17 protein-coding genes and 2 pseudogenes are annotated in these 19,819 nt (G+C 42.2%); 9 read left to right on the forward strand and 10 right to left on the reverse strand.

The window, feature by feature from the left end:
• Positions 1 to 16: 16 nt before the first annotated feature.
• The 4 genes from KP803_RS15290 to KP803_RS15305 form a co-directional block, all read right to left on the reverse strand.
• Positions 17 to 1,000, reverse strand: coding sequence for a DUF2860 domain-containing protein (locus tag KP803_RS15290; RefSeq protein ID WP_427916960.1), 984 nt, complete (start codon positions 998 to 1,000; stop codon positions 17 to 19).
• Between the two features lie 128 nt (positions 1,001 to 1,128).
• Complete coding sequence (locus KP803_RS15295; RefSeq protein ID WP_248009718.1) at positions 1,129 to 1,533, reverse strand: GtrA family protein; 405 nt, start codon at positions 1,531 to 1,533, stop codon at positions 1,129 to 1,131.
• Entirely contained in the window at positions 1,530 to 2,930 is a 1,401-nt protein-coding gene (locus tag KP803_RS15300; RefSeq protein WP_248009719.1) for an ArnT family glycosyltransferase, read from the reverse strand. Before KP803_RS15300 ends, KP803_RS15295 begins: the two co-directional genes overlap by 4 nt.
• Positions 2,927 to 3,931 (reverse strand): glycosyltransferase family 2 protein, encoded by a 1,005-nt coding sequence (locus tag KP803_RS15305; protein WP_248009720.1) that lies wholly within the window; start codon positions 3,929 to 3,931, stop codon positions 2,927 to 2,929. The genes KP803_RS15300 and KP803_RS15305 overlap by 4 nt, the downstream gene beginning before the upstream one ends.
• Positions 3,932 to 4,157: 226 nt before the next feature.
• Here KP803_RS15305 and KP803_RS15310 point away from each other — a divergent pair, with 226 nt between their 5' ends.
• On the forward strand, positions 4,158 to 4,832 hold the full coding sequence (locus KP803_RS15310) for a response regulator transcription factor (protein ID WP_248009721.1): 675 nt from the start codon (positions 4,158 to 4,160) through the stop codon (positions 4,830 to 4,832).
• The gene (locus tag KP803_RS15315; RefSeq protein ID WP_248009722.1) at positions 4,832 to 6,106 is read left to right on the forward strand and encodes a sensor histidine kinase; all 1,275 of its coding nucleotides are present in this window, start codon (positions 4,832 to 4,834) and stop codon (positions 6,104 to 6,106) included. Before KP803_RS15310 ends, KP803_RS15315 begins: the two co-directional genes overlap by 1 nt.
• Before the next feature lie 38 nt (positions 6,107 to 6,144).
• Here the strand turns inward: KP803_RS15315 and KP803_RS15320 are convergent, their stop codons facing one another.
• The 5 genes from KP803_RS15320 to KP803_RS15340 form a co-directional block, all read right to left on the reverse strand.
• The gene (locus KP803_RS15320) at positions 6,145 to 7,476 is read right to left on the reverse strand and encodes an LssY C-terminal domain-containing protein (protein WP_248009723.1); all 1,332 of its coding nucleotides are present in this window, start codon (positions 7,474 to 7,476) and stop codon (positions 6,145 to 6,147) included.
• 153 nt (positions 7,477 to 7,629) lie between these two features.
• Positions 7,630 to 8,358: a glycosyltransferase family 2 protein gene (locus tag KP803_RS15325; RefSeq protein WP_248009724.1), complete on the reverse strand. Its 729-nt coding sequence runs from the start codon at positions 8,356 to 8,358 to the stop codon at positions 7,630 to 7,632.
• A gap of 14 nt (positions 8,359 to 8,372) precedes the next feature.
• Positions 8,373 to 8,741 (reverse strand): c-type cytochrome, encoded by a 369-nt coding sequence (locus tag KP803_RS15330; protein ID WP_248009725.1) that lies wholly within the window; start codon positions 8,739 to 8,741, stop codon positions 8,373 to 8,375.
• A gap of 155 nt (positions 8,742 to 8,896) precedes the next feature.
• Positions 8,897 to 10,162 carry an ATP-binding protein gene (locus tag KP803_RS15335; RefSeq protein ID WP_248009726.1) on the reverse strand — a complete coding sequence of 422 codons (1,266 nt, stop codon included), beginning with the start codon at positions 10,160 to 10,162 and terminating at the stop codon, positions 8,897 to 8,899.
• On the reverse strand, positions 10,162 to 10,842 hold the full coding sequence (locus tag KP803_RS15340) for a response regulator transcription factor (RefSeq protein WP_248009727.1): 681 nt from the start codon (positions 10,840 to 10,842) through the stop codon (positions 10,162 to 10,164). Before KP803_RS15340 ends, KP803_RS15335 begins: the two co-directional genes overlap by 1 nt.
• Before the next feature lie 189 nt (positions 10,843 to 11,031).
• Between KP803_RS15340 and KP803_RS15345 the strand changes: the two genes are divergently transcribed.
• The gene (locus KP803_RS15345) at positions 11,032 to 11,793 is read left to right on the forward strand and encodes an efflux RND transporter periplasmic adaptor subunit (RefSeq protein WP_248009728.1); all 762 of its coding nucleotides are present in this window, start codon (positions 11,032 to 11,034) and stop codon (positions 11,791 to 11,793) included.
• A gap of 10 nt (positions 11,794 to 11,803) precedes the next feature.
• Positions 11,804 to 14,812, forward strand: a complete 3,009-nt coding sequence (locus KP803_RS15350; protein WP_248009729.1) for an efflux RND transporter permease subunit — start codon at positions 11,804 to 11,806, stop codon at positions 14,810 to 14,812.
• 154 nt (positions 14,813 to 14,966) lie between these two features.
• Here KP803_RS15350 and KP803_RS15355 read toward each other — a convergent pair.
• Positions 14,967 to 15,656, reverse strand: a pseudogene (locus KP803_RS15355) (hypothetical protein).
• Positions 15,657 to 15,930: 274 nt separating this feature from the next.
• Between KP803_RS15355 and KP803_RS15360 the strand changes: the two are divergent.
• The 5 genes and pseudogenes from KP803_RS15360 to KP803_RS15385 all read left to right on the forward strand — a co-directional run bounded on the left by KP803_RS15360 (position 15,931) and on the right by KP803_RS15385 (position 19,787).
• On the forward strand, positions 15,931 to 17,085 hold the full coding sequence (locus KP803_RS15360; RefSeq protein WP_248009730.1) for a GGDEF domain-containing protein: 1,155 nt from the start codon (positions 15,931 to 15,933) through the stop codon (positions 17,083 to 17,085).
• 272 nt (positions 17,086 to 17,357) lie between these two features.
• Positions 17,358 to 18,094, forward strand: a pseudogene (locus tag KP803_RS22035) (phosphate/phosphite/phosphonate ABC transporter substrate-binding protein).
• 9 nt (positions 18,095 to 18,103) lie between these two features.
• Positions 18,104 to 18,286 (forward strand): hypothetical protein, encoded by a 183-nt coding sequence (locus KP803_RS15375; protein ID WP_248009733.1) that lies wholly within the window; start codon positions 18,104 to 18,106, stop codon positions 18,284 to 18,286.
• Positions 18,280 to 19,548 carry a HAMP domain-containing protein gene (locus tag KP803_RS15380; RefSeq protein ID WP_248009734.1) on the forward strand — a complete coding sequence of 423 codons (1,269 nt, stop codon included), beginning with the start codon at positions 18,280 to 18,282 and terminating at the stop codon, positions 19,546 to 19,548. Before KP803_RS15375 ends, KP803_RS15380 begins: the two co-directional genes overlap by 7 nt.
• Before the next feature lie 29 nt (positions 19,549 to 19,577).
• Complete coding sequence (locus tag KP803_RS15385; protein WP_248009735.1) at positions 19,578 to 19,787, forward strand: ATP-binding protein; 210 nt, start codon at positions 19,578 to 19,580, stop codon at positions 19,785 to 19,787.
• Positions 19,788 to 19,819 lie beyond the last annotated feature (32 nt).

Below are 19,819 nucleotides of genomic sequence, written 5' to 3' on the forward strand. Positions count from 1 at the left end.
AGGCCCACTGTTGGAATTAAAACTTATAATTCACACCCGCTGAAAACAGGTATTCAGACTCATTGTAGAAATCAATATTTGACGAACTGCTGCCATAACCTGCGAACGAAATAAACGAAACGTCTTCCCAACCCATTAATTGGTCATACTCATACGCGGCGAACAGGCTCATTTCGTTATCGCTGCGAGTCTCGTTAAACATAGGGTTTGTTCCATCATAGCTGCGAGTTTCGTAGCCAGCCGTTAGTGCAAATTGATGACGGTCTAATACTTTAAAGTAGGTAATGTCTGTTCCGTAGGCATTGTAAGCCATCGCTTCGCCATCAGCAGAACGTACCTTGTAGCTTAATGATGGAATAAGACCTGACGTCTGATTGAGCATGTATGTATATTCGCCCTTAACGAAGATAACACTGCCATCACGTTGAAGCTTATCTTGTTCTGATGCACTCAATTCGGAGCCTGATGTTTCATCTTTAACATCAATGTTGGCGTAGGCCATGTCCAGTGTGAAATCGCTACCAGCAATCGATTCAAGCTTTAATCGGTATGCGTTACCTGTTTCATCAGTGACTTCGCGTGAGGAATTAATCGCGTATGGATCGCTCCATGTTTCTCCTGATACCACGGTTGGAAGAAATGACGCGTCAATCACCATTCCCGATTCTAATTCTTGTTTATAGCCAATTTCAAAAGCGAAATCACCAACGGCGATATCTTCACGGGAAGTACCGATGTATACCTGCTTATCTAACTGTTGTCCGAACGTATAGTTGATTTGTCCCAATGGCGCGACAAGCATTTCCCCATTGGATTCACCTTCAGAGTTGAGGTCAGATAATGGATCTTTGACATCGGTATTGAAGTTAGATGATTGAGACATATAGCCAGTATTAAGAGAGATTTCACCACCAAATCCGGCCTCTGGTGCTAGCTCAGCAACGGAAGAAGAACTCACAAAACAAGTTAGAATGGAAAGCGAAAGAATGGTTTTATTCATGATTAACATCTCTGATTGATTAGAGCTCAGACTTTACGAGGTTCGATGTCGAAGAAATGTCTATTTGAAATGAGATTGTGAATTAATCTTTGTGAGAAGGCGAATCGAACCTTTTTATTAACCCATTCCTAAGAGGTCAGTTTGGATCGAAAGACCCATCGAGAGCTAAGAATAAAGTTGCTCAGCATCCCTACAAGCACGCCAAAAGCTAATGCGATGTAAACAGTCATCGTGTTTTCACCTAGCGTCGATATGACCAATTTAAATGCAATGAAGTTAGGAATGGCTGAGATTGAAGCAGAGATCATGAACTTAGCCCATTGATGAAATTTAGACACGTTGCCTGAATGAGCAAAGGTATACCAACGGTTACCCAGCCAAGTAACACAAGCAGCGCCGAAAAAGGCGATTACGCGAGATAAAAGGACATCGAGATCGCACACGTAAAGCGCCGTTGAAAAGAGTGAAGCATCGGCAATAAAGCCGATGCTGCCTACCAATGCAAATTTGAACAATGCTCTGTGCTGGTTCATTTTGCTTTGCACGTATATAAGGTTCGTTTGCTTTGCGCGGTATAATTGACGACGCAGGTAAGTTGCTTCTCTTCGACAAGAGCTTCAATAGCCGATTTCTCTCCAACTAATTGAAATGGAGCGTCAGTCTTGAGCTCGTGGCCATCTTTCAGAGGCTTTGCTTGGCCTTGGCTGTAAAATTGCCCAGAAAAAGGACGCTTGCCCAAATAGAATGTGGGTAGTGTGTGATCGGCGTGAGTGAAAATACCTTTGTCGCTGCGTTTATCGGCAACAAATAGATGGATATAAGCAACGGCAGCAATCAATATCAACGGCATAGCCGCAGCAGAGAGTCGAAACCATTTTTTGTGATGGTCAGTACCTTTCGCCAACATGGTGATTAATAAACCCAACGCGGGAATGCCAGGTAGGACATACGCAGGTAATATGTTTCCCGATAATGTGAAAAGCAGCAACGGAGATGACATCCACAACGTGAGAAAACTCAGCAGCCCATGGCTTTCCGTCGAAAGAGATTTGATTTGATGTCTTTTTTTCCACACAAGAATAGGTAAGACGATTGACCAAGGAAGAGCTGCATTGAGGAAAAATAGCCAAATCATGCCTCTTGGTTCATCGTGAGCGCTGCCGTACAGATCGCCTTCCCAACCGCTGACGACAAAACGATTAAAGTGCTCGCCAACAAGAAAATAGTTTAAGAAACCTGGTGTCGCTTGCTCTGCTAACAGATACCAAGGAGCAGAGATAACAAGCATAAGTAGTGAGCCGGTAATGATAGGAAAGCGAGACCAAAGCGCTTTCAATGCGCCCAAAAAACCATGCTGAAACATGAGCCAAGGAACAACTGCTAGTCCGACTAGCACGAGGATCAAAGGCCCTTTAGCGAGCAAGCCAATGGCTAGGCCAATAAAGCCGACATAACCCCATGCTTTGTTACCACGCCAGCAGAAGTAGACACCAAGCATCGCAATGGTCATACCCAAGGTCAGTGCCATATCGGTCATTACTGCGCCAGCAGAAACGGCAAATACAGCGCATGTTGAAATAACCAAGGCTGTGACGAGTGCACTGTATCCAGACTTTCTCGCGAGAAAAGCCATTAAACCAACCACTACGAGACCCGCGAACCAGTGTGGAGCACGAACTGCGAATTCATTTAAACCAAACAGCTCAATACCCGTGGCGCTTATCCAAGTAAATAGGGGAGGCTTGCCCCAAAAGGGAACACCGTAATCAAACTGTGGAGTAAGCCAATTGCCTGTTTCGACCATTAGTCTTGCCATTTCTCCGTAACGCGCTTCGGTGGTATCCATTAATGGGTAGGCACCGAGGGAGAGTAAGCGAATTAGAAGAACCGAGATTAATATGGCCCATAGGTAGACGTGATTAAGCCTCATGCTCTTTTCTCCATCGAACGGGTCTTGTTTTGTCCAGATCGTTCGACCACAGATTGAATGAGATAAAGCGGTCGGTTTTTAACTTCAATGAATATTCGACCGATGTATTCACCTAATACGCCAATACTTAATAGTTGAATCCCCCCCAGAGCCAATTGAACGACCATCATGGATGGGTAGCCGGACACCAACTCACCAAACAGCAAGGTTTTTGAAATAATGATTAAACCGAATACAAAGGCAGCGAATGCAATAAGCCCACCGACGATAGTCGCTAAGCGAAGTGGGCGAATAGAGAAGGAGGTGATACCGTCGACGGCCAAACCAAGCAGCTTGAGGTAGTTCCACTTTGTCTCGCCGCAATAGCGTGCATCACGATCAAACGGTAGGGTTGTTTGACGATATCCCGGCCATGCGAAGATGCCTTTCATATAACGACTGGATTCGGTCAGGCTACAAATATGATCGACGACTTCACGGCTTAATAGACGAAAGTCACCAACGTTTTCGGGAATGTCACTCTTAACTAACAGATTTAATAGCCTATAAAATGTCGACGCTGAGAATTGTTTAAACCAACTTTCACCGTATCGATTTCTACGCTGCATGTTGACAACGTCGAACCCCTTACGCCACTCTTTTAGCATACTTGGAATCAATTCAGGTGGGTCTTGCAAGTCTGCATCAAGCAAGATAACCGCGAGGCCTTTACTGTGCTCGAGCCCCGCAGTTACTGCGTACTCCTTTCCAAAGTTTCGGCTTAAACAGATGTTCACAACGTTGCTAGAAGTAATCGGTAGTGTATCAACGAGGCAATTACTGTCGTCGGTACTGCCATCGTCGATATAAACGATTTCGCAAGACTCTTCTATCGAGTCTAAGACCTTATTTAAACGAGCGTGGAATTCACCTAATACTTCTCGTTCATTATAATAAGGTACAATGATAGACACGGTAACGGGTGGTTTCGGCTGGTGAGTAACGAGTGATATCGGGCTCATACGATTTGCCTTGTTTGGGTTAAGGGAGCCAGTAGCGTCTATCAAATCGGCTCTGGCAATGTATGAGTGTTATATCAATAGACATGTGAAAACTATGTCATCCACATTTTTTTCACATCCGATCTGGATGCTTATCCGTTATATAGAGAGTACCGCTTCAAAACGTATTCAGACTCAAGGTAATTTGGGTATTCATAGTGACGACGAACGATAGGGCAAAATAACCATGAAAAAAATTCTACTGGTGGAAGATAACCGCGAGGTGGCGGGTATTTTGTTTGATTATTTTGAGTATCTTGGAATGGAACTTGATTATGCGGACAACGGTGAGCTTGGATTACAACTGGCATTGGAAGGTCGCTTTGACGTGATATTACTTGATCTGATGCTACCAAGAATGGACGGATTAACGGTTTGTAATAAGCTGAGAGAAGCGGGTAATAATACGCCAGTGTTAATGCTCACCGCATTAGATAACAGGGAAGATATGCTGAATGGCTTTCAGCATGGTGCGGATGACTACTTGACTAAGCCATTTGATCTTGAAATTCTAGAAGCCAGAATGAAGGCCTTAGTGAGGCGTTATAAGGGAGAAGTCGCCAGTGCTACCGTACAATTCGGCCAAATAAGAATTGATCAAAAGAAGAGGCAAGCGTACCGACAAGATAAGCCACTAGCGCTAAATCCCACGACTTATACCATTCTGGAATTACTGTGTAATAAGGCTCCCGACGTGGTAAGCCGTGAAGAAATAGCAGAGAAGCTATGGCAAGAAAATGAGCCAAATAACGATGTATTAAGAAGCCATATTTACCAATTGCGTAACCAGCTTGATAAGCCTTTTCCAACGCCAATGCTCATTACCGTACCCAAAATAGGCTTTCGCCTAGAGGAGCTGTAATGGTCGATCGATTTTTTACCAATACCAAGTCACTGACGAGCCGATTAGCGCTTTTTTTTACCTTTGTTTCCATCGTTGTGGGTGTTGTTACGTTCCTCGTTTTTATTGCTGCACTTCAGTGGTCAGAAGACAGAGTCGGTGAGCGACGTATTTTGATTGACCGTGATGAAGCTGTTCAACGCTACATTGCAGGGGAGAGCGGTGAACTACGCATTGACTCGCTTACTACAGCATATAACGACTTAAGTTTGCTTCCGGAGCCTTATCGAGAGTTCGCTAAAGGAAAAAAGAGTTTTGTTGGGGAAATTGGTGACACGTTAGACCCCCTATCACAGATGCTTTTTATTGGGCATTACTGGGTTGAAGGTAAAAAAATTCCGGTTGTTTTGTTAACACAGATCGACAGAGTGGAGTTTGGGCTTGATGAACTGATTTATTCAACCAGCATTGTTATTGGTTTCGTTGCTGCACTTATGTTTATGTTTGGCGCGTTACTGTATCGTCTTTCTCAACGTTTGATAGAGCCGGTTAATAGCCTTGCGAATCAATTGGATGAGCTTTCTGTTGATGCTCAGCAACCGTTTGAAATTGGCGGGAACGCAGCCATTGAATTCCAAACATTAACGAATAGACTTAACAAGTACCGCACTGATATTCATTCTTTGATTAAACGAGAACAAGCCTTTTCACGCTATGCAAGCCACGAGCTCAGAACGCCTTTAACGATTATTAGAGGCGCTAATGGGCTGCTAACAAAAAGCCAACCAAGTGATTTTCAACATAAGCAGATTGAACGAATAGGCAGTGCTAGCTACCAGATGGGGACAATGATTGACGCCCTATTAAGTTTAGTTCGGTATGAAAAGGATCAGGATGAGACGGATACACGATCTTTAACTGAGCGAGAACTTAAAATGGTCATTGAGCAAAATTCAGTTCAAGCGTCGAGTAAAAATTTGGAGCTTAAGTTAGTTGTTGATTCAGAGCCGATGATAAAAGCCTCTAGCGCCGTGGTTAATATGATTTTGGGTAATTTGGTTCGCAATGCCATTGCAGCGACGAATAACGGTTCTGTCACCGTCACGTTATCTGATTCAATATTGTTGGTGGAAGATGAAGGAGAGGGGATGATTGAAACGCCTAACCGTGACGGACACGGGCTAGGTTTACTCATCGTGGACGATTTTTGTCAGCGTTACGGTTGGCAATTTAATCTAGCCAATAGAGAACAACGTGGATGCAGAGCTGAAATACGGTTTGAACGTCTTACCTAACAAACGTTAGATTGATGATCCTAACCAGACTTTACTTGTTAAGTAGGGTTAGTCTGATAAGTATCGGTATTTAAGTCTCGTTCGATCACAAGTATATGACCATCTGTGAAGTAATCATGCTCCTCATCATGCTTTATTGGTGGGGTGGCGAGCTTAAAACGAATTGAATGATCTGGCAGTTGTTGTATCTGTTGAGCGAAGAGATCGCGTTCGTAATCAACGTTGGGCTCAATGCTATGTAAAACAGTGACAATCCCTGAATATGGCGTTAGCTGGAGGCCATTGTCATAACTCAGTGCACCGACCCATACCTTCTTTCCAGCTGACGGGACATTTCCGTCACCTTGCCACGTACCGACACTCCACCACCTAATATGGCTGCGTTTCATCAAATCGCCGGGTAACTGAAAGGCCATGTTTTGTGGCTTCCCATTCCAAAAAAGATCCGATACAGGTGGTGTTTTACTGCGTAATAGATTCAGGTAATCGTTCCATTCAATATTATTTCGTGAAAAGGTTTTATTTTCTATCCAACCTAAATTTAGCATGGTGGGACGAGGCGTTTCGCCAATGTATATCACGTTGATCGCCTGAGCATCATAAACGGCAGAACGACCGGGGAATGCTTTGAGTGAAAGCCCCTGTACCGAAGAAATTGAGGTTTGAGGCGAAGTAAGATCAAGTTCAGCAACAAGATCATCAGCACGTAAGAAAAAATGACTGTAGTTTGCGAGTAGTGCGGCAATGGTAAAGAGAAGGCCGGCTTTTAAGCTCAACCAACGCCACTTTTTATAAAGGCCGATGATGACAAATATAAGCGTCGAAGAAATGACTAATAGACTATACAAGTGCTCGTTAGCAAACAGGAGAATGTCACTAATAAAAGGGATGGATTCAACACCGTAACTCAGTAAGTAGCCCCAAATGATAAACTGCCCTACGCCGAGAATAAGCCCAATGCTAGATAGAAGAGTAAAGCGACGATAAGGTATTCGGTTTACTCCTGCCAAAAACGGTACAACCCAAGCGACAGGCCCTAGAAGGCGTGAAAATATTAAGACGGAACGCTCTTTTTTAAGCATTAATAATCGAGCTCTAGCAAAGGGTTTCCGAGATTTCGGTTGCCACCGAGTTAACTTCCGTTGAGCATCTTTTCCGATCGTTCTTCCTATCCAATAGCTAGTCTGATCACCAATCCAAGCTCCAGTTAATACAAGAATGACGCCGAGCCATGTTCCTTGGTGTAATTGATAGCCAGCAGCAATCAAAAATGGCTCACCAGGAACGAAAAGGTTTGGACCAATCAGTGCATCCAACATAGCGCCCATAAATAGGCTTATCGCGCCTAAGCTCGATGCATCAAAAGTCATCTAAATTAATTCCTATATATTCGTTTTTATAAATAACTTTCCACAGAAATAGTCTTTTACTTGTTTGCTATTTGACCGTGTTAAATAAAAAATGATGTGTTAATAGCAGGCGCTACTATTGTTCGTAAGCTATATTAATGTTCGTTAGCTCTATTACTGTTCGTTATAGTGGCCAAATTTGTATTCCATCTCATTCTTTTTCATTTCTCCTAAGAAGAAACGGCGAAGGTTGGCTTTTAAATAGGTGAGACCTGTTGTCACAATGCCATCTTGATCTAATCGTCTTGGGTCAAAACCAAAGGTCGAATTTAGGAAACGAAAGCGCCACGTTTTACTTGCTCTTTTAACGTAATCACAGTCTTCGCACAGCACTATTTCTTCATCAAAACCATTCAGCTCTTTGTGTGCTCGCTGGGTGGAAAAAATGCAGGCGCCAACAGCGGTAGGGTAAAAAAACTGTGTGGTGAATAGGCCGATGTTAAACAGCATATAGCCCAACTTATGGACCAAGGGAAGTGCTTGAGAACCCATATATACACCAGCAACTTCTAGCTTTTTATTTTCTAATTGGGTCAAAGTGTCACTTAGAAAATTAGCTCTAAGCCTGACATCGGCATCTAAGAATAATAGGCGTTTATTATTTGCCAGTGAGGCCCCTTTATTACGGCCTAAGCTAACGCCTCGATCCTTCATTTTGTGAACGATCAAATTCGGTAGTCTCGATTCAAACGTTTGAGCTACGTCGCAGGTGGCATCGTCACTGTTTGAATCGACGAGGATAACTTCGAAATCACGGAAGTATTGGCGGCTTAGGTCGTCCATTAAACGAGCAATACGCTTTTCTTCATTTAGTGTGATAACAACAATACTTAATTTGCTCATGGTGCCTTCCCCAATTAGTTTACTGACTTAATGTGGCCGAAAATATCATTCACATCTTTTTTACTTAACACCCCTTTAAACGCTGGCATTAGTCCTTCTTGACCGTTATCACCGTCTAATACGGAGTTTATTAATTCATAAGAAAACCCAAAAGGGTTGGTTATTTCTTGGTAGATGTTGTCAGGGCTAACTTTTAAGGTTGCTGCTACAACTCCGTCACCGTGACCTCGTTCTCCATGACATACGGCACAGTTATTCGTGTACTTCTCTTTGCCGTTAGTTAAATTTGGTTCACCATACATATTGTCGGTATAAAATTTTATTGTTAAAAATCCCAATACAAGTAATGCAGTGAAAGAAAGTATGTAGATCGTTTTATTCATAATTCCCCCTTTAAGATGGTGGAATTATAAATTAGGGACTGTGGAAAAAATGTATATAGGGAAGGTGAGGCGTTTATTCGTGTGAATGGTTAGGTTGCGTGCCCTGAAATGCTTTAGAACATTTCAGAACTGAGTATGGGCACCATGAGGTTTAGCTATCTGCTTTTCTTAATCAAACTCGCAATGCACCCGTTGGTATTTATATTGTCTTTCAACTCGAAGGACCAACCATGTACATTACATAAGCGTCTTACGATTAGAAGCCCCAAGCCATGATCGGTTTGATTTTTATCAGACAACCCTGTACCCGAGTCTTGAACGGAAATATGGTCAGTGGCAACGTGAATGGTAATTGAACCTTGTTCTGTAAATCGAATTGAATTGTTGACGATGTTTTTCAGAATCATTTTAAGTACTGGCAATGGGAAACTCAGCGTTGTATTCGGTGCAATAACGAGCTCGACTTCAACACCGAGTTTTGCCTTTTTACTGAGCTCCGAAATAGGAATAGCTTGTTCATTGACGGCCCATACTTGATCGCTGGTCGCTGCATTTTCTTGTTTCACAATATTAAGCAAAATTTCAACGGTCGATTGCATATTATCAGCCGCATCAATAATTCTATGGCGCTGCTTAGCCTGAAATTCTACGTCTTCTTCTTTCATGGCTTGTAAGTTTGCCGCGCCTGAAATAATCGCTATTGGCGTCTTCAATTCATGGCTCGCGTATTTTGCGAACATCATTTCTTGTTTCACTACTCTTTCTTTCATTTGTGTATAGCTATTGAGATGATTGGTCAGCTGCTTTATTTCATCAATCGTATTTTCTGATACAGTAAACTTCGATCTCTCCTCGTCTCTTAGCTGTTGGCTCAACTCGACAACCGGTGACATGAGTTCATCAAACATTCGCTTGGTCGACACGCTTAATATCCCAACAAGAAATAGCATCAATAAAGTGGATATGCTCAATAATATATCCCAATTATCATCGCCAAAATCGAGTGTTCTAGTGTCTATTGTGAGATACAGCGGTATCTCGTTTCCATTCGACAAAAAGGTAGTGTGATAAACCATGAAGCCATCCTCAGAGTAAGAACGAACTCTTGTGACTTCATCCTTGGCGTATGGCATCTCTAATTTGATATTGTCGGGTAAAAAAGCGGAGTCGTAATACGCAGTAATATTAGGGCTAACAGCGATACTACTATTGGGAGCCCGTTGATAATATTGTTGGGCGAACCCCTGAAAGGAGTTTAAATAGAGTGCGATTTGGTTGTCTTCTTCCTTAACTAGTTTTAATGAAAAGGTTAAGAAAACAACAAAAGACGTTGAAATAGCGATGATGGCAAACCGACGGATCAGACGCTTTTTTACGTTCTCAATATTGTTTTCAGCGGTTTTCGACTTTGTAAAAAACATCACTTCTCCAAACGAAAGCCAAATTTAGGCACGGTTTTTAGCATCGCTTTTTTAAACGGCTTATCAAGTGTGTTACGCAGCAAATAAATATGGCTGCGAAGGACATCTTTATCTGGAACATCATCGCCCCAAAGTTGATGGATTAGAGCCTCTCGAGTTACAAGCTCACCTTGTGCTTTGACGAGCTCAACCAGTATTTGGTACATAACTGGAGTGGTCGCTAAATTGTGTCCTTCACGTTTAATAATCTTCGTTTTCTCATCAATTTCTAATGAACCAAACAATAGAGTCGCAGAAGCAACCTGACCTCGAAAACGTTTAATCAAGGCAGACAAACGAACTTCTAGTTCGGGAAACTGGAAAGGTTTACTCACAAAGTCATCGACACCATTATCGAAGCCATTAATTAGGTCTTCCTGACCATTTAACGCTGTCAGCATAAGGATGGGCGTCGTACATCCATTTTCTCTTAGTTCCTTCGCAACCTGCATACCATCTTTTTTAGGCATCATGACATCGAGAATGATGGCGTCAAATTCACTTTCTAAGGCCAGTTTTAGTCCAAGCTCTCCGTTGTCAGCGAAATCAGTCTCTGCGCCTTTTACTTCTAAGAAGTCGGCTAAGATCCCTTGTAGCTCTTCATTGTCTTCGACAACTAGAATTCGACTGTTCTCAAGCATGGCGTGTTCTCTCGCTACTAAATTATGTGTCTAAATATAGGGTTATCATCATATCTATTTTATGTCGAAATTATGTGAAATCGCGCGCGTTTGGCTAGCTAAGTAAAACCCACTTTCACAAAAACTCGACATTCATGACTTTAGGGTACCCCTATTACATTTTGGGAACTACATATTGAGAACGCCATAATGAACAAACAATTATTACCCTATCTGATTAGCGCTATGGTATTTGCACCTTATAGCAATGCCGTTGACCTTATTGGTAAAACAACCAGTAAAGCCCCTTTAAATGTTGTATCTGAAGTTAGTGGTGTCATCGAACACGTTAATTGGCAAACCGGAGATATAGTCACTCAAGGTGAAAAGCTCGCCACGATTAAAGATCAAGATTTCAAACTAGAGGTGCGTAAACAAAAAGCCAACCTTGCTTTAGTAAAAGCTGATTTGGATATTAAACAGTCGGTTTACGCTCGCTATCAAGAGCTACGCTCGAAAAAAAGTCTGTCACAGAACGAGCTTGATATAGCAAAAGCTGACTTCTCAGCTGCAAAAGCGAACTTGTCATTGGCTCAAATAGAGTTGGAAAAAGCGCAGTTAGATCTTGCTAATACTCAAGTGGACGTGGCGATAAATGGGTATGTAGTAGAGCGTTCAGTTGAGGATGGCGCTTGGGTTAATCAAGGGGACTTACTGTACAAACTCACTAATATTGATCAACTGAACGTTCGCTTACTCGCAAGCGAGTTTGATCTTCAAGACCTTTCCGTGGGTCAATCGATTCAAGTTTGGTCAGAGGCTCAGCCAGCACAGCGTATTCAAGCAAAAATTAACCGTATTGCTGTCGAACTAGACCCTACAACGTTTGCTTATTTTGTTGATGTTGAAATCAGCAATGAGCAACACCTTTTCAAACCGGGTATGTCCATTCACGCAACGACAGATAAATAGGGCATAAACTATGAATAACTTTCTTGCTTACTTCGCAGAACGTAGCTTTTTGGCTCGCATTATCACCATCATGGTACTGCTGATTGGTGTTGGTTCGATGAGTATTCTAAAGCTTCAAGAACTGCCTGATATTGCCTTTGCTGAAGTCGAAATTACAACTCAATATCCTGGTGCATCGGCGCAGGATATTGAGTTGAACATTACCAATCGAATTGAAAAAGAACTGAAGTCGGTACAAGGGCTGACAAAGTACAACTCTCAATCGTTCGACGGTCAATCTTACATCAATATTGAATTGGACGAAGGGTACGATATTCAGCAAACCGTCCGAGATATACAACAGGCCGTTGATAGGGTGCAAGGGTTACCTAAAGACATATCAAACCCTCCGCTAGTGGCGCAGAAAAGCACCTCTTCGTTTGAAGTGATGACGTTTGGTGTAACAACAGCGCTTGATAATTCTGAGCTGCAAAATTACGTACGTGACTTAGAGAAGAAAGTTCGCAGTGTTGCAGGCGTTGGCACGGTTTCAATGTCTGGTTTCACCGAGCGTGAATTTTGGATTGAAGTTGACCCGTCCAAACTATCTCGCTATCAACTGGCTTTGGCCGATGTTACATCAGCGATCAATACACGTAATCTTTCACTCTCTGGCGGTGTGGTCGAGTCTTGGAACAGCGAACAACGCATTGTAACGCTCACTCAAATTCATTCTGTTGAAGAGTTATCAAACACGATCATTAAGGTGCTACCTACTGGGGAAACCGTTCGTTTAGGGGATGTGGCGTACGTTTCTGACTCGTTTGAAAAAGCGACAGAGTTAGGCATGGTGAATGGAGAAAGAGCGGTTGTGTTTACCGTGGCGAAGAGTGCTAACGCTGATATCATCGCAACCATCGACAGAGTAAAAGCGTTGCTTGAAAAAGAAAACCAGCGCCTTAACGGCCAATTCTCTTTTCCTATCTCATTGAACCTTGCGGATGATATGAGTGATAAGTTCTCTATCGTCACGACCAACGGCGGTGTCGGTCTTGTTCTGGTTCTTATCGTACTAAGCATGATTTTAAAACGAGCAGTCGCTTTTTGGGTGGCTGTTTCTATCCCATTTTGTGTACTGGGCGTCATGGCGGTCCTGCCTGCGCTTGGTATGAATTTAGACAGCATTACACTTGCGGCAATGCTATTGGTGATCGGTATTATTGTCGATGATTCGGTCATTGTCGCCGAGAGTATTTACCAAGAGCGTGAAAACGGAAAAACGCCGTTAGACGCTGCAAAATCGGGGGTACAGAATGTTATTCGACCTATTATTGCGAGCTTAACCACCACGGCACTTGTGTTCATCCCAATGTTCTTTATTCCTGGAACAATGGGGAAGGCAATCATGGTGATTCCAATTACGGTTATCGCAGCGCTTCTGTTCTCTTTAATTGAATGTACCTTTACGTTACCTGCTCACCTTGCGAATTCGTTAAAGAAAGAGGAGAAGAAGAAACAAAAAGAAGACCGTTTCAACGGTGTGATCAAACAATATCAGTCTCTATTAGCTCGTTGTTTAGAGTGGAAAAAGTCTGTACTGATAGTCGCTGTGTTCGCACTTGCGGGGAGTGGTGCACTATTGACGACACTTAAGCTGGATATTTTCCCAAGCGAAACGGCGAAATACATTGAAATATACACAGAGGTTGCACTGGGGGCATCGCTAAAACAGGTTCGCAAAGCGCATTCAGTGTTTGAAGAGACGATTGCGCAGCTTGGTGAGAGTGAACTGGTTTCCTACAGTATGACTTATGGCAGCCCGGCAAGTAACGGCTTACTGACGCTTACCAACTTTGAGCAGCGTGATAGAACCGCCAATCAGATAGCCGACAGTTTAAACGAGAAATTGAAAGACATTCCCGCGATTAATTTTGTGAAATTTACGGTCGACGCTGGTGGTCCCCCTCCGGGTGAGCCTATTGAGATTCGTGTGATCAGCAATAACGAAATAGAGCGCAATCATGCAGTTGGTCTCGTCATGACTTGGATGAAAGAGCAAACAAGCTTAGATAAAGTGACGAATAACGAACAGCTTACTGATCCACAACTGCAAATCTTGCCACAATATGAATGGCTAGCTCGTTACAATTTAACGGTTCAAGACCTTGCGACAACGCTGCGAATCGCTTTCGATGGTGAGAGTGTCTCTTCAACTTGGATTGGCGATCAAGAAGTGAATTTACGAGTTTTATTAGATGAGGAATATCGCAATATTGAACGCCTGAAAACGACGAAAATCACAACACCAAATGGAGTAAAAGTACCACTGAACCGTCTTGCAAAAGTTCAAGAGGTACAGGCTCCACGTGAACTCTTACACTACAACGGTGATCGTCAGGTTTTAGTGAGTGCTCAAATAGTTGACGAAGATTTAGGGTCAGGTGAGCTAAGCCAGCAACTTTCAGATGCATTAGCACAGCAGGTTGGAAAAAGTGTGCAACTAGATATTGGTGGTGAAGCCGAGAACACCAGTGACACTATGTCTGGCTTTCTTGTTGCTTTCCCCGCGGCTATGGTCGGTATCTATTTTGTGCTCGCGATTATGTTTAGCTCTTTATTACAGCCACTGCTCATCATGGCGGTAATCCCGTTTGCAGTGGTCGCAGCGTTGATGTCACTGTTCGTTCACATGCAGCCATTGTCATTGTTCGCACTAATTGGCGTACTTGGTATGACAGGGGTAGTAGTCAATAATTCCTTGGTATTGATAAATCGAATTAACGAGCTTAGAGCTGAAGGTTTAGAGGTGATGGATGCTGTTATTAAAGCCGCCGCCAGCCGACTTAGACCAATACTATTAACGTCAATCACCACGGTTGTTGGGTTGTTACCACTTGCCTATGGAATCGGGGGTACTGACGTTTACATGGGCCCAATGTCTCTAACATTAGGTTACGGGTTATTGTTCTCACTGCCTGTCGTGCTAATCGTCATTCCTTGCCTGTTTACCCTTTGCTTTGGCCACAAAACTACAAAGTGAGGGTGGTAAGTTAGGAAAGTGCTTTTAGTTAGGTAAACTAATCCAATACCCTCGATTAGCTTGAGGGTTTTGTTACTTATTTTAACTCAAAGGCAACTTACAGTAAGGGAGTGACTAATTGTGATCTTACTATTCGACGCGATTAAGTCTTTTCCTAAATAGCCCTCTTTCTATTTTTGAAGTAGAACAGCGCGCTGATTGAAATGAACAACAATGTGAAATAATGAAAAAGGAAGATAGAGAGGCCAAGCAATCGAAGTTTTGTTCTATCTCTTGTGCGGTGTAGTTTTGAGACACCAATTTATAGTAGTGAACATATAAAATACCAATTGAGCCGTAGCCTAGATTAAACATCAGCCCCTTATAGCCGAGAGCTGTGGCTCTATTGTGTGACTCGGTCTTTTTATTAAGGTGATAACTAATGAAAATGTTCATTGTAATGATGATAAAAATCAGCACCAGTGCAGGTATTAGCCCGTAGATGGACCACCCATTTAGCCGTACTCGTTGTTACTTTAAGACTTTCCATGGTTGTTGCCAACTTACTCTGTTGGGGTCACCCGTTGGCACAACGGCAATCATGGCGATTTCAACAAACATGACAATGGAAGGCAACACGACGAGCTTTTTCCGCTCTAAGGTATCGGCAAACTCGCCTGATGGCACTTCAGCAAGAACAATGGTGGCAGCCCAAACGACGTTAAGCATGGCAAATTGAGATAGGGTTAAGCCGTAGTCTAAATAGAGTAGGGTGAATACAGGTAATAAAAACGAGCAAAGTAACTGCTTCAAACATCAAAAAGTAGCGGACATTAGCTATTTTCAATATACCTCTAAGCGTCATGAATTTATCGTCACTTTGGGCTGCACCTTTATTAGGTATATACCCTAATGCCTTTTTGATCGTGACTTGTTGTAAAAATGAGAGTTTTTTAGGGTAGATAGTGCACTTTTAATGCTTGAAACGGAGTCGTGTTTTATAGAAAACAGGACGGATAGCGAGTGCTATTGCAACGAGAGCCGCATTACTGAACAGTTGGTTGTTGAGTAAACGCAGTTAATGTCATAAATATTTGGTATAGTAGTACGGTAAAGTATTACAAGGAAGTAGAAAAGGCATGGAAGACTTTTCGTTAGACATGAGAACACTTAATTTTATTATGATCTTATTTTCAGTTATTTACTGTATAGGATTGTTACTTTTTCAAATTGCTCAAAAGCCGATAGAAGGGCTCACACTCTTTTCATTCTCCATTTTCCTTATTGGAAGTGGCCCGTTTTTATTGAGTTTCCGAGGTATCATTCCAGACTATCTGAGTATTGTTTCCAGCAATATGCTTATTGTTTTAGGTTTCCATCTGACCTTGTATAGTCTGTCAATATTTAGAGGCTACTCTACACGGTTCTCTCAATTGAGTAGTATTCTTTTGTTGGTCGTACTTGCCTGCTTTATCTATTTTACTTATTACGATCCTTCAATAAGAATCCGAATTGTTACCATCAGCCTCTTTCTTGCCTTTGTCACTCTTAGTACAGCATTCGTTACCATAAAAGGAAAAAATGAAGACTTACCTTTAGCCGTTAGGATGATGGCATTACCCTTTGTTGCTTACAGTGTATTTATGGCAGTAAGGGCGGTATTGGCGATTAATGAGGCGGAAATAGCCGATTTTATGCAAGCTAAGTTAGTACATCAGCTGACCTTTCTTTTTAGTATCGTTCTTATAGTTGCAATGAGTTTCTCTATGCTGTGGCTGATTAACGCAAGACTGCTGCGTGCAAATGAGCACCTCTTACATCAAGATCCGCTGACAAAGCTTCAAAATCGTAGAGCTTTAAACGACACTATTTGGCATTTTCAACATAAAGCCCAATATGCTCCGGTGAGTATCATCATGTCTGATGTCGATAACTTTAAGTCGATAAACGACCAATATGGTCACCTGGTCGGGGATGATGTGATTCAAATCGTCGCAAACACCACGCAACATAAACTGAGTGATTCAGCCGCGGCTTTTCGATTAGGCGGGGATGAAATTATGATCCTGATACCGAGCTGCACGCTCATTGAAGCAGAAGTATGGGCAAATCAATTACGACAAACGCTCTCTGGTGTGACGCTCGCGACGCAACCTGAATTACAGCTGACCGTTAGCTTTGGGATTGCTTTGTTATCTCCAACGAAAAATTGGCAAGAAAGTGTCGAAAAGGCAGATAAAGCACTCTATCAATCAAAAAGAAATGGTCGTAATACTGTAAGTATTGTGGCTTAGGTGTTGAATTTCCGTCTTATTTAGTGCCTTTTTTTGGGTCCACATAATGTCCTTTGGTCATGAAATATTTGGTCTATACTCAATGCATAATAAAATAAGACGTTGGTATACTAGTGAAAGGGTTACATTTACTTTTTGTCTGCTTATTTATCAGTGCTTGCACTCCTGACCCTGTTGGTTATCAACCTTCATATACTGAACACTCTGTTCGAACTGACATTGTCTACATTGTAGGGGTTCACCCTCTCCATAACCCTCAACGCTTACATGAGGTGTTCTCACCGTTAATAAAATATCTAAATGATAATAGTGATGGAGTAATCTACCGGCTTGAAGCGTCTCGAAATTACGCATCGTTTGATGAAAAATTGGCAGCTAAAAAATTCCACTTCTCTCTGCCTAATCCCTTCCAAACCATCAATGCCATTGACGATGGCTACCGTGTCTTTGCCAAAATGGGCGATGATGACAACTTCCGTGGAATTATATTAATACGTAAAGACAGTGGAATAACGAAACCGAGTGACTTAATTGGGAAAGCGGTGAGTTACCCCGCTCCGACCGCGTTGGCTGCAACCATGATGCCGCAACTTTACATGCAGCAAAATGGAGTGGATGTAATGACAGAGCTCGATAATAACTACGTGGGCTCGCAAGAGTCTTCAATAATGAATGTATATCTTGGAACCACCGTTGCTGCCTCAACCTGGCCTCCTCCTTGGAGAGCATTAAGTAAAGAACGCCCAGAACTCGCTGAGCAATTGATGGTTAAGTGGGAAACAGAGCCCTGATTAACAATAGTTTAGTGGTAAGAAATGACGTACCTGAAAATGTAGTTGAGAATATCGCAACGCTATTAACACACTTACATGAACATGAAGAAGGGCAAAAGATATTACAGCGAATAGAGTTATCTCAATTTGAATTAGCAAACGATGATACCTACCAAGTGATCCGTGACTTCATTAAAACGTATAACGATCAGGTTAAAAATCAGAACAACGAATAGGACTATACCTTGGATAAACAACCGCAAGTAACGTGGTGGCAAGCCATTTTTACCAAGACCGTCTCTCGTCAGCTGTTTTGGGGAGTAGCCTTAACACATGCTTTACTCATGACTATTTTTGTTATTGATCTTGTCGAAAAGCAGCAAGAATTTTATATCAGCAAAGTAAACAGCAATCGATCGCTTTGGTAAAAACGTTAGCGGCAAACGGTACATCGTGGATACTGTCGGACGATTATATCGGGATGGAAGAAGTGATTAACTCTCAGTCTCTTTTTCCTGATTTGAATTTTGCTCTCTTTACCGATAACGATAATAAGGTGTTAGCTCATAGTAACAGAGAGTATGTCGGCTTGTTCTTGGATGACACGGTGAGCTTACGAATGTTGGATGATTCGGTTGGTACTTTGATTCTTTTCGAAAATGGCCAGCAAATTGACATTGCAACAGGTGTTTACGTCAATGGAGAGAAAATAGGTTGGGCGCGGGTTAGTTTAAATAGGGGCCACATCGTCAATAACCTAGAAGTGATCAATCGAAATGGTTATTTCTACATGCTTCTTGCCGTTGTTGTTGGGAGTCTTTTCGCGATTTTATTGGCAAAAGGGTTAACCAAGGCAATACGAGTTATGACAACGGCTGCCCATGATGTACGGGAAGGTGCTCGAGATGTGAGTTTTGACGTCGATCGCATTGATGAGCTCGGCACTTTGAGTAGCGATCTAAATGATACAGTGAAAACCCTTGCAGAAAATGAAGCAGAATTGAAACGATACCAACAGGGTTTGGAGAAAATAGTTAAAGAGCGAACCATCGAGCTTGAGGAGAGTAATAGTGAACTGTTACGCGCTAATGAGGTGATCTCAGAACATAATATTCAGATTGAAGCGTCGTATATCAAGTTAAAAGATATGCAGAAAAAACTAGTAGAAACAGAGAAAATGTCGGCATTGGCTTATTTGGTTCGCGGCGTTGCCCACGAGATGAATACACCACTTGGTATTGCCATTACCGGCAATTCTTGTGTGAGTGATAAGGTTCGTGAAATTAAAGCGTATTTATCAGGAACAAACATAACAAAAGAGCGACTATTAGAGTACTTACAAGATACCGAAGAAGCGAGCGAGTTCGTTTCAACGAATATTGAACGAGCAACACTTCTTGTTGAGCGATTTAAGGAACTCGATGCGCAGCAATATATAGATAGTAACGATCCTATAAATATCCGAGAACACGTCTCAGCTGCACTTGCTAATCAAAACTTGGATGAAATGGAACCGAAGTTAATGGTTAGCCTCGATATTGCCGATGATATAAATGTACTAGGTAATGCAAAACAGTTCGAACAGCTTCTTTATCATCTTTTTGAAAACTCGACTCTTCATGCATTTGATGGAATTGAGGACCGACAAATCTCGATCACTGCAAAACAAAAGCAAAGCAAAGCAAAGTAGAACTTGTCTACCAAGATAATGGTAATGGAATGAAGCAAGAGCAGGTTGAGCAGATCTTTAACCCATTTTATACCAGCAAACTGGGCATAGGCAGTAGTGGGTTAGGCATGAGTGTTGTTTATAATATTGTCACGCACAGTCTAAATGGTGAGATTTCATGCCACTCTGAATTAGGAGAGGGCGTTACGCTTACGATTCTTTTAGATCTTGTTGAGGATGACAAACGTGATGAAGAATGAAGGTAAAGGAGAGTGAAAGTTAAACGCATAGT

The organism is Vibrio amylolyticus (assembly GCF_023145695.1).
Classification (GTDB): Bacteria; Pseudomonadota; Gammaproteobacteria; order Enterobacterales; family Vibrionaceae; genus Vibrio; species Vibrio amylolyticus.

Bases quoted from the DNA above. Each gene is read 5' to 3' on its own strand.
- KP803_RS15290 (WP_427916960.1), bottom strand. From the start codon at position 1,000: ATGAATAAAACCATTCTTTCGCTTTCCATTCTAACTTGTTTTGTGAGT.
- KP803_RS15295 (WP_248009718.1), bottom strand. From the start codon at position 1,533: ATGAACCAGCACAGAGCATTGTTCAAATTTGCATTGGTAGGCAGCATC.
- KP803_RS15300 (WP_248009719.1), bottom strand. From the start codon at position 2,930: ATGAGGCTTAATCACGTCTACCTATGGGCCATATTAATCTCGGTTCTT.
- KP803_RS15305 (WP_248009720.1), bottom strand. From the start codon at position 3,931: ATGAGCCCGATATCACTCGTTACTCACCAGCCGAAACCACCCGTTACC.
- KP803_RS15310 (WP_248009721.1), top strand. From the start codon at position 4,158: ATGAAAAAAATTCTACTGGTGGAAGATAACCGCGAGGTGGCGGGTATT.
- KP803_RS15315 (WP_248009722.1), top strand. From the start codon at position 4,832: ATGGTCGATCGATTTTTTACCAATACCAAGTCACTGACGAGCCGATTA.
- KP803_RS15320 (WP_248009723.1), bottom strand. From the start codon at position 7,476: ATGACTTTTGATGCATCGAGCTTAGGCGCGATAAGCCTATTTATGGGC.
- KP803_RS15325 (WP_248009724.1), bottom strand. From the start codon at position 8,358: ATGAGCAAATTAAGTATTGTTGTTATCACACTAAATGAAGAAAAGCGT.
- KP803_RS15330 (WP_248009725.1), bottom strand. From the start codon at position 8,741: ATGAATAAAACGATCTACATACTTTCTTTCACTGCATTACTTGTATTG.
- KP803_RS15335 (WP_248009726.1), bottom strand. From the start codon at position 10,162: ATGTTTTTTACAAAGTCGAAAACCGCTGAAAACAATATTGAGAACGTA.
- KP803_RS15340 (WP_248009727.1), bottom strand. From the start codon at position 10,842: ATGCTTGAGAACAGTCGAATTCTAGTTGTCGAAGACAATGAAGAGCTA.
- KP803_RS15345 (WP_248009728.1), top strand. From the start codon at position 11,032: ATGAACAAACAATTATTACCCTATCTGATTAGCGCTATGGTATTTGCA.
- KP803_RS15350 (WP_248009729.1), top strand. From the start codon at position 11,804: ATGAATAACTTTCTTGCTTACTTCGCAGAACGTAGCTTTTTGGCTCGC.
- KP803_RS15360 (WP_248009730.1), top strand. From the start codon at position 15,931: ATGGAAGACTTTTCGTTAGACATGAGAACACTTAATTTTATTATGATC.
- KP803_RS15385 (WP_248009735.1), top strand. From the start codon at position 19,578: ATGAAGCAAGAGCAGGTTGAGCAGATCTTTAACCCATTTTATACCAGC.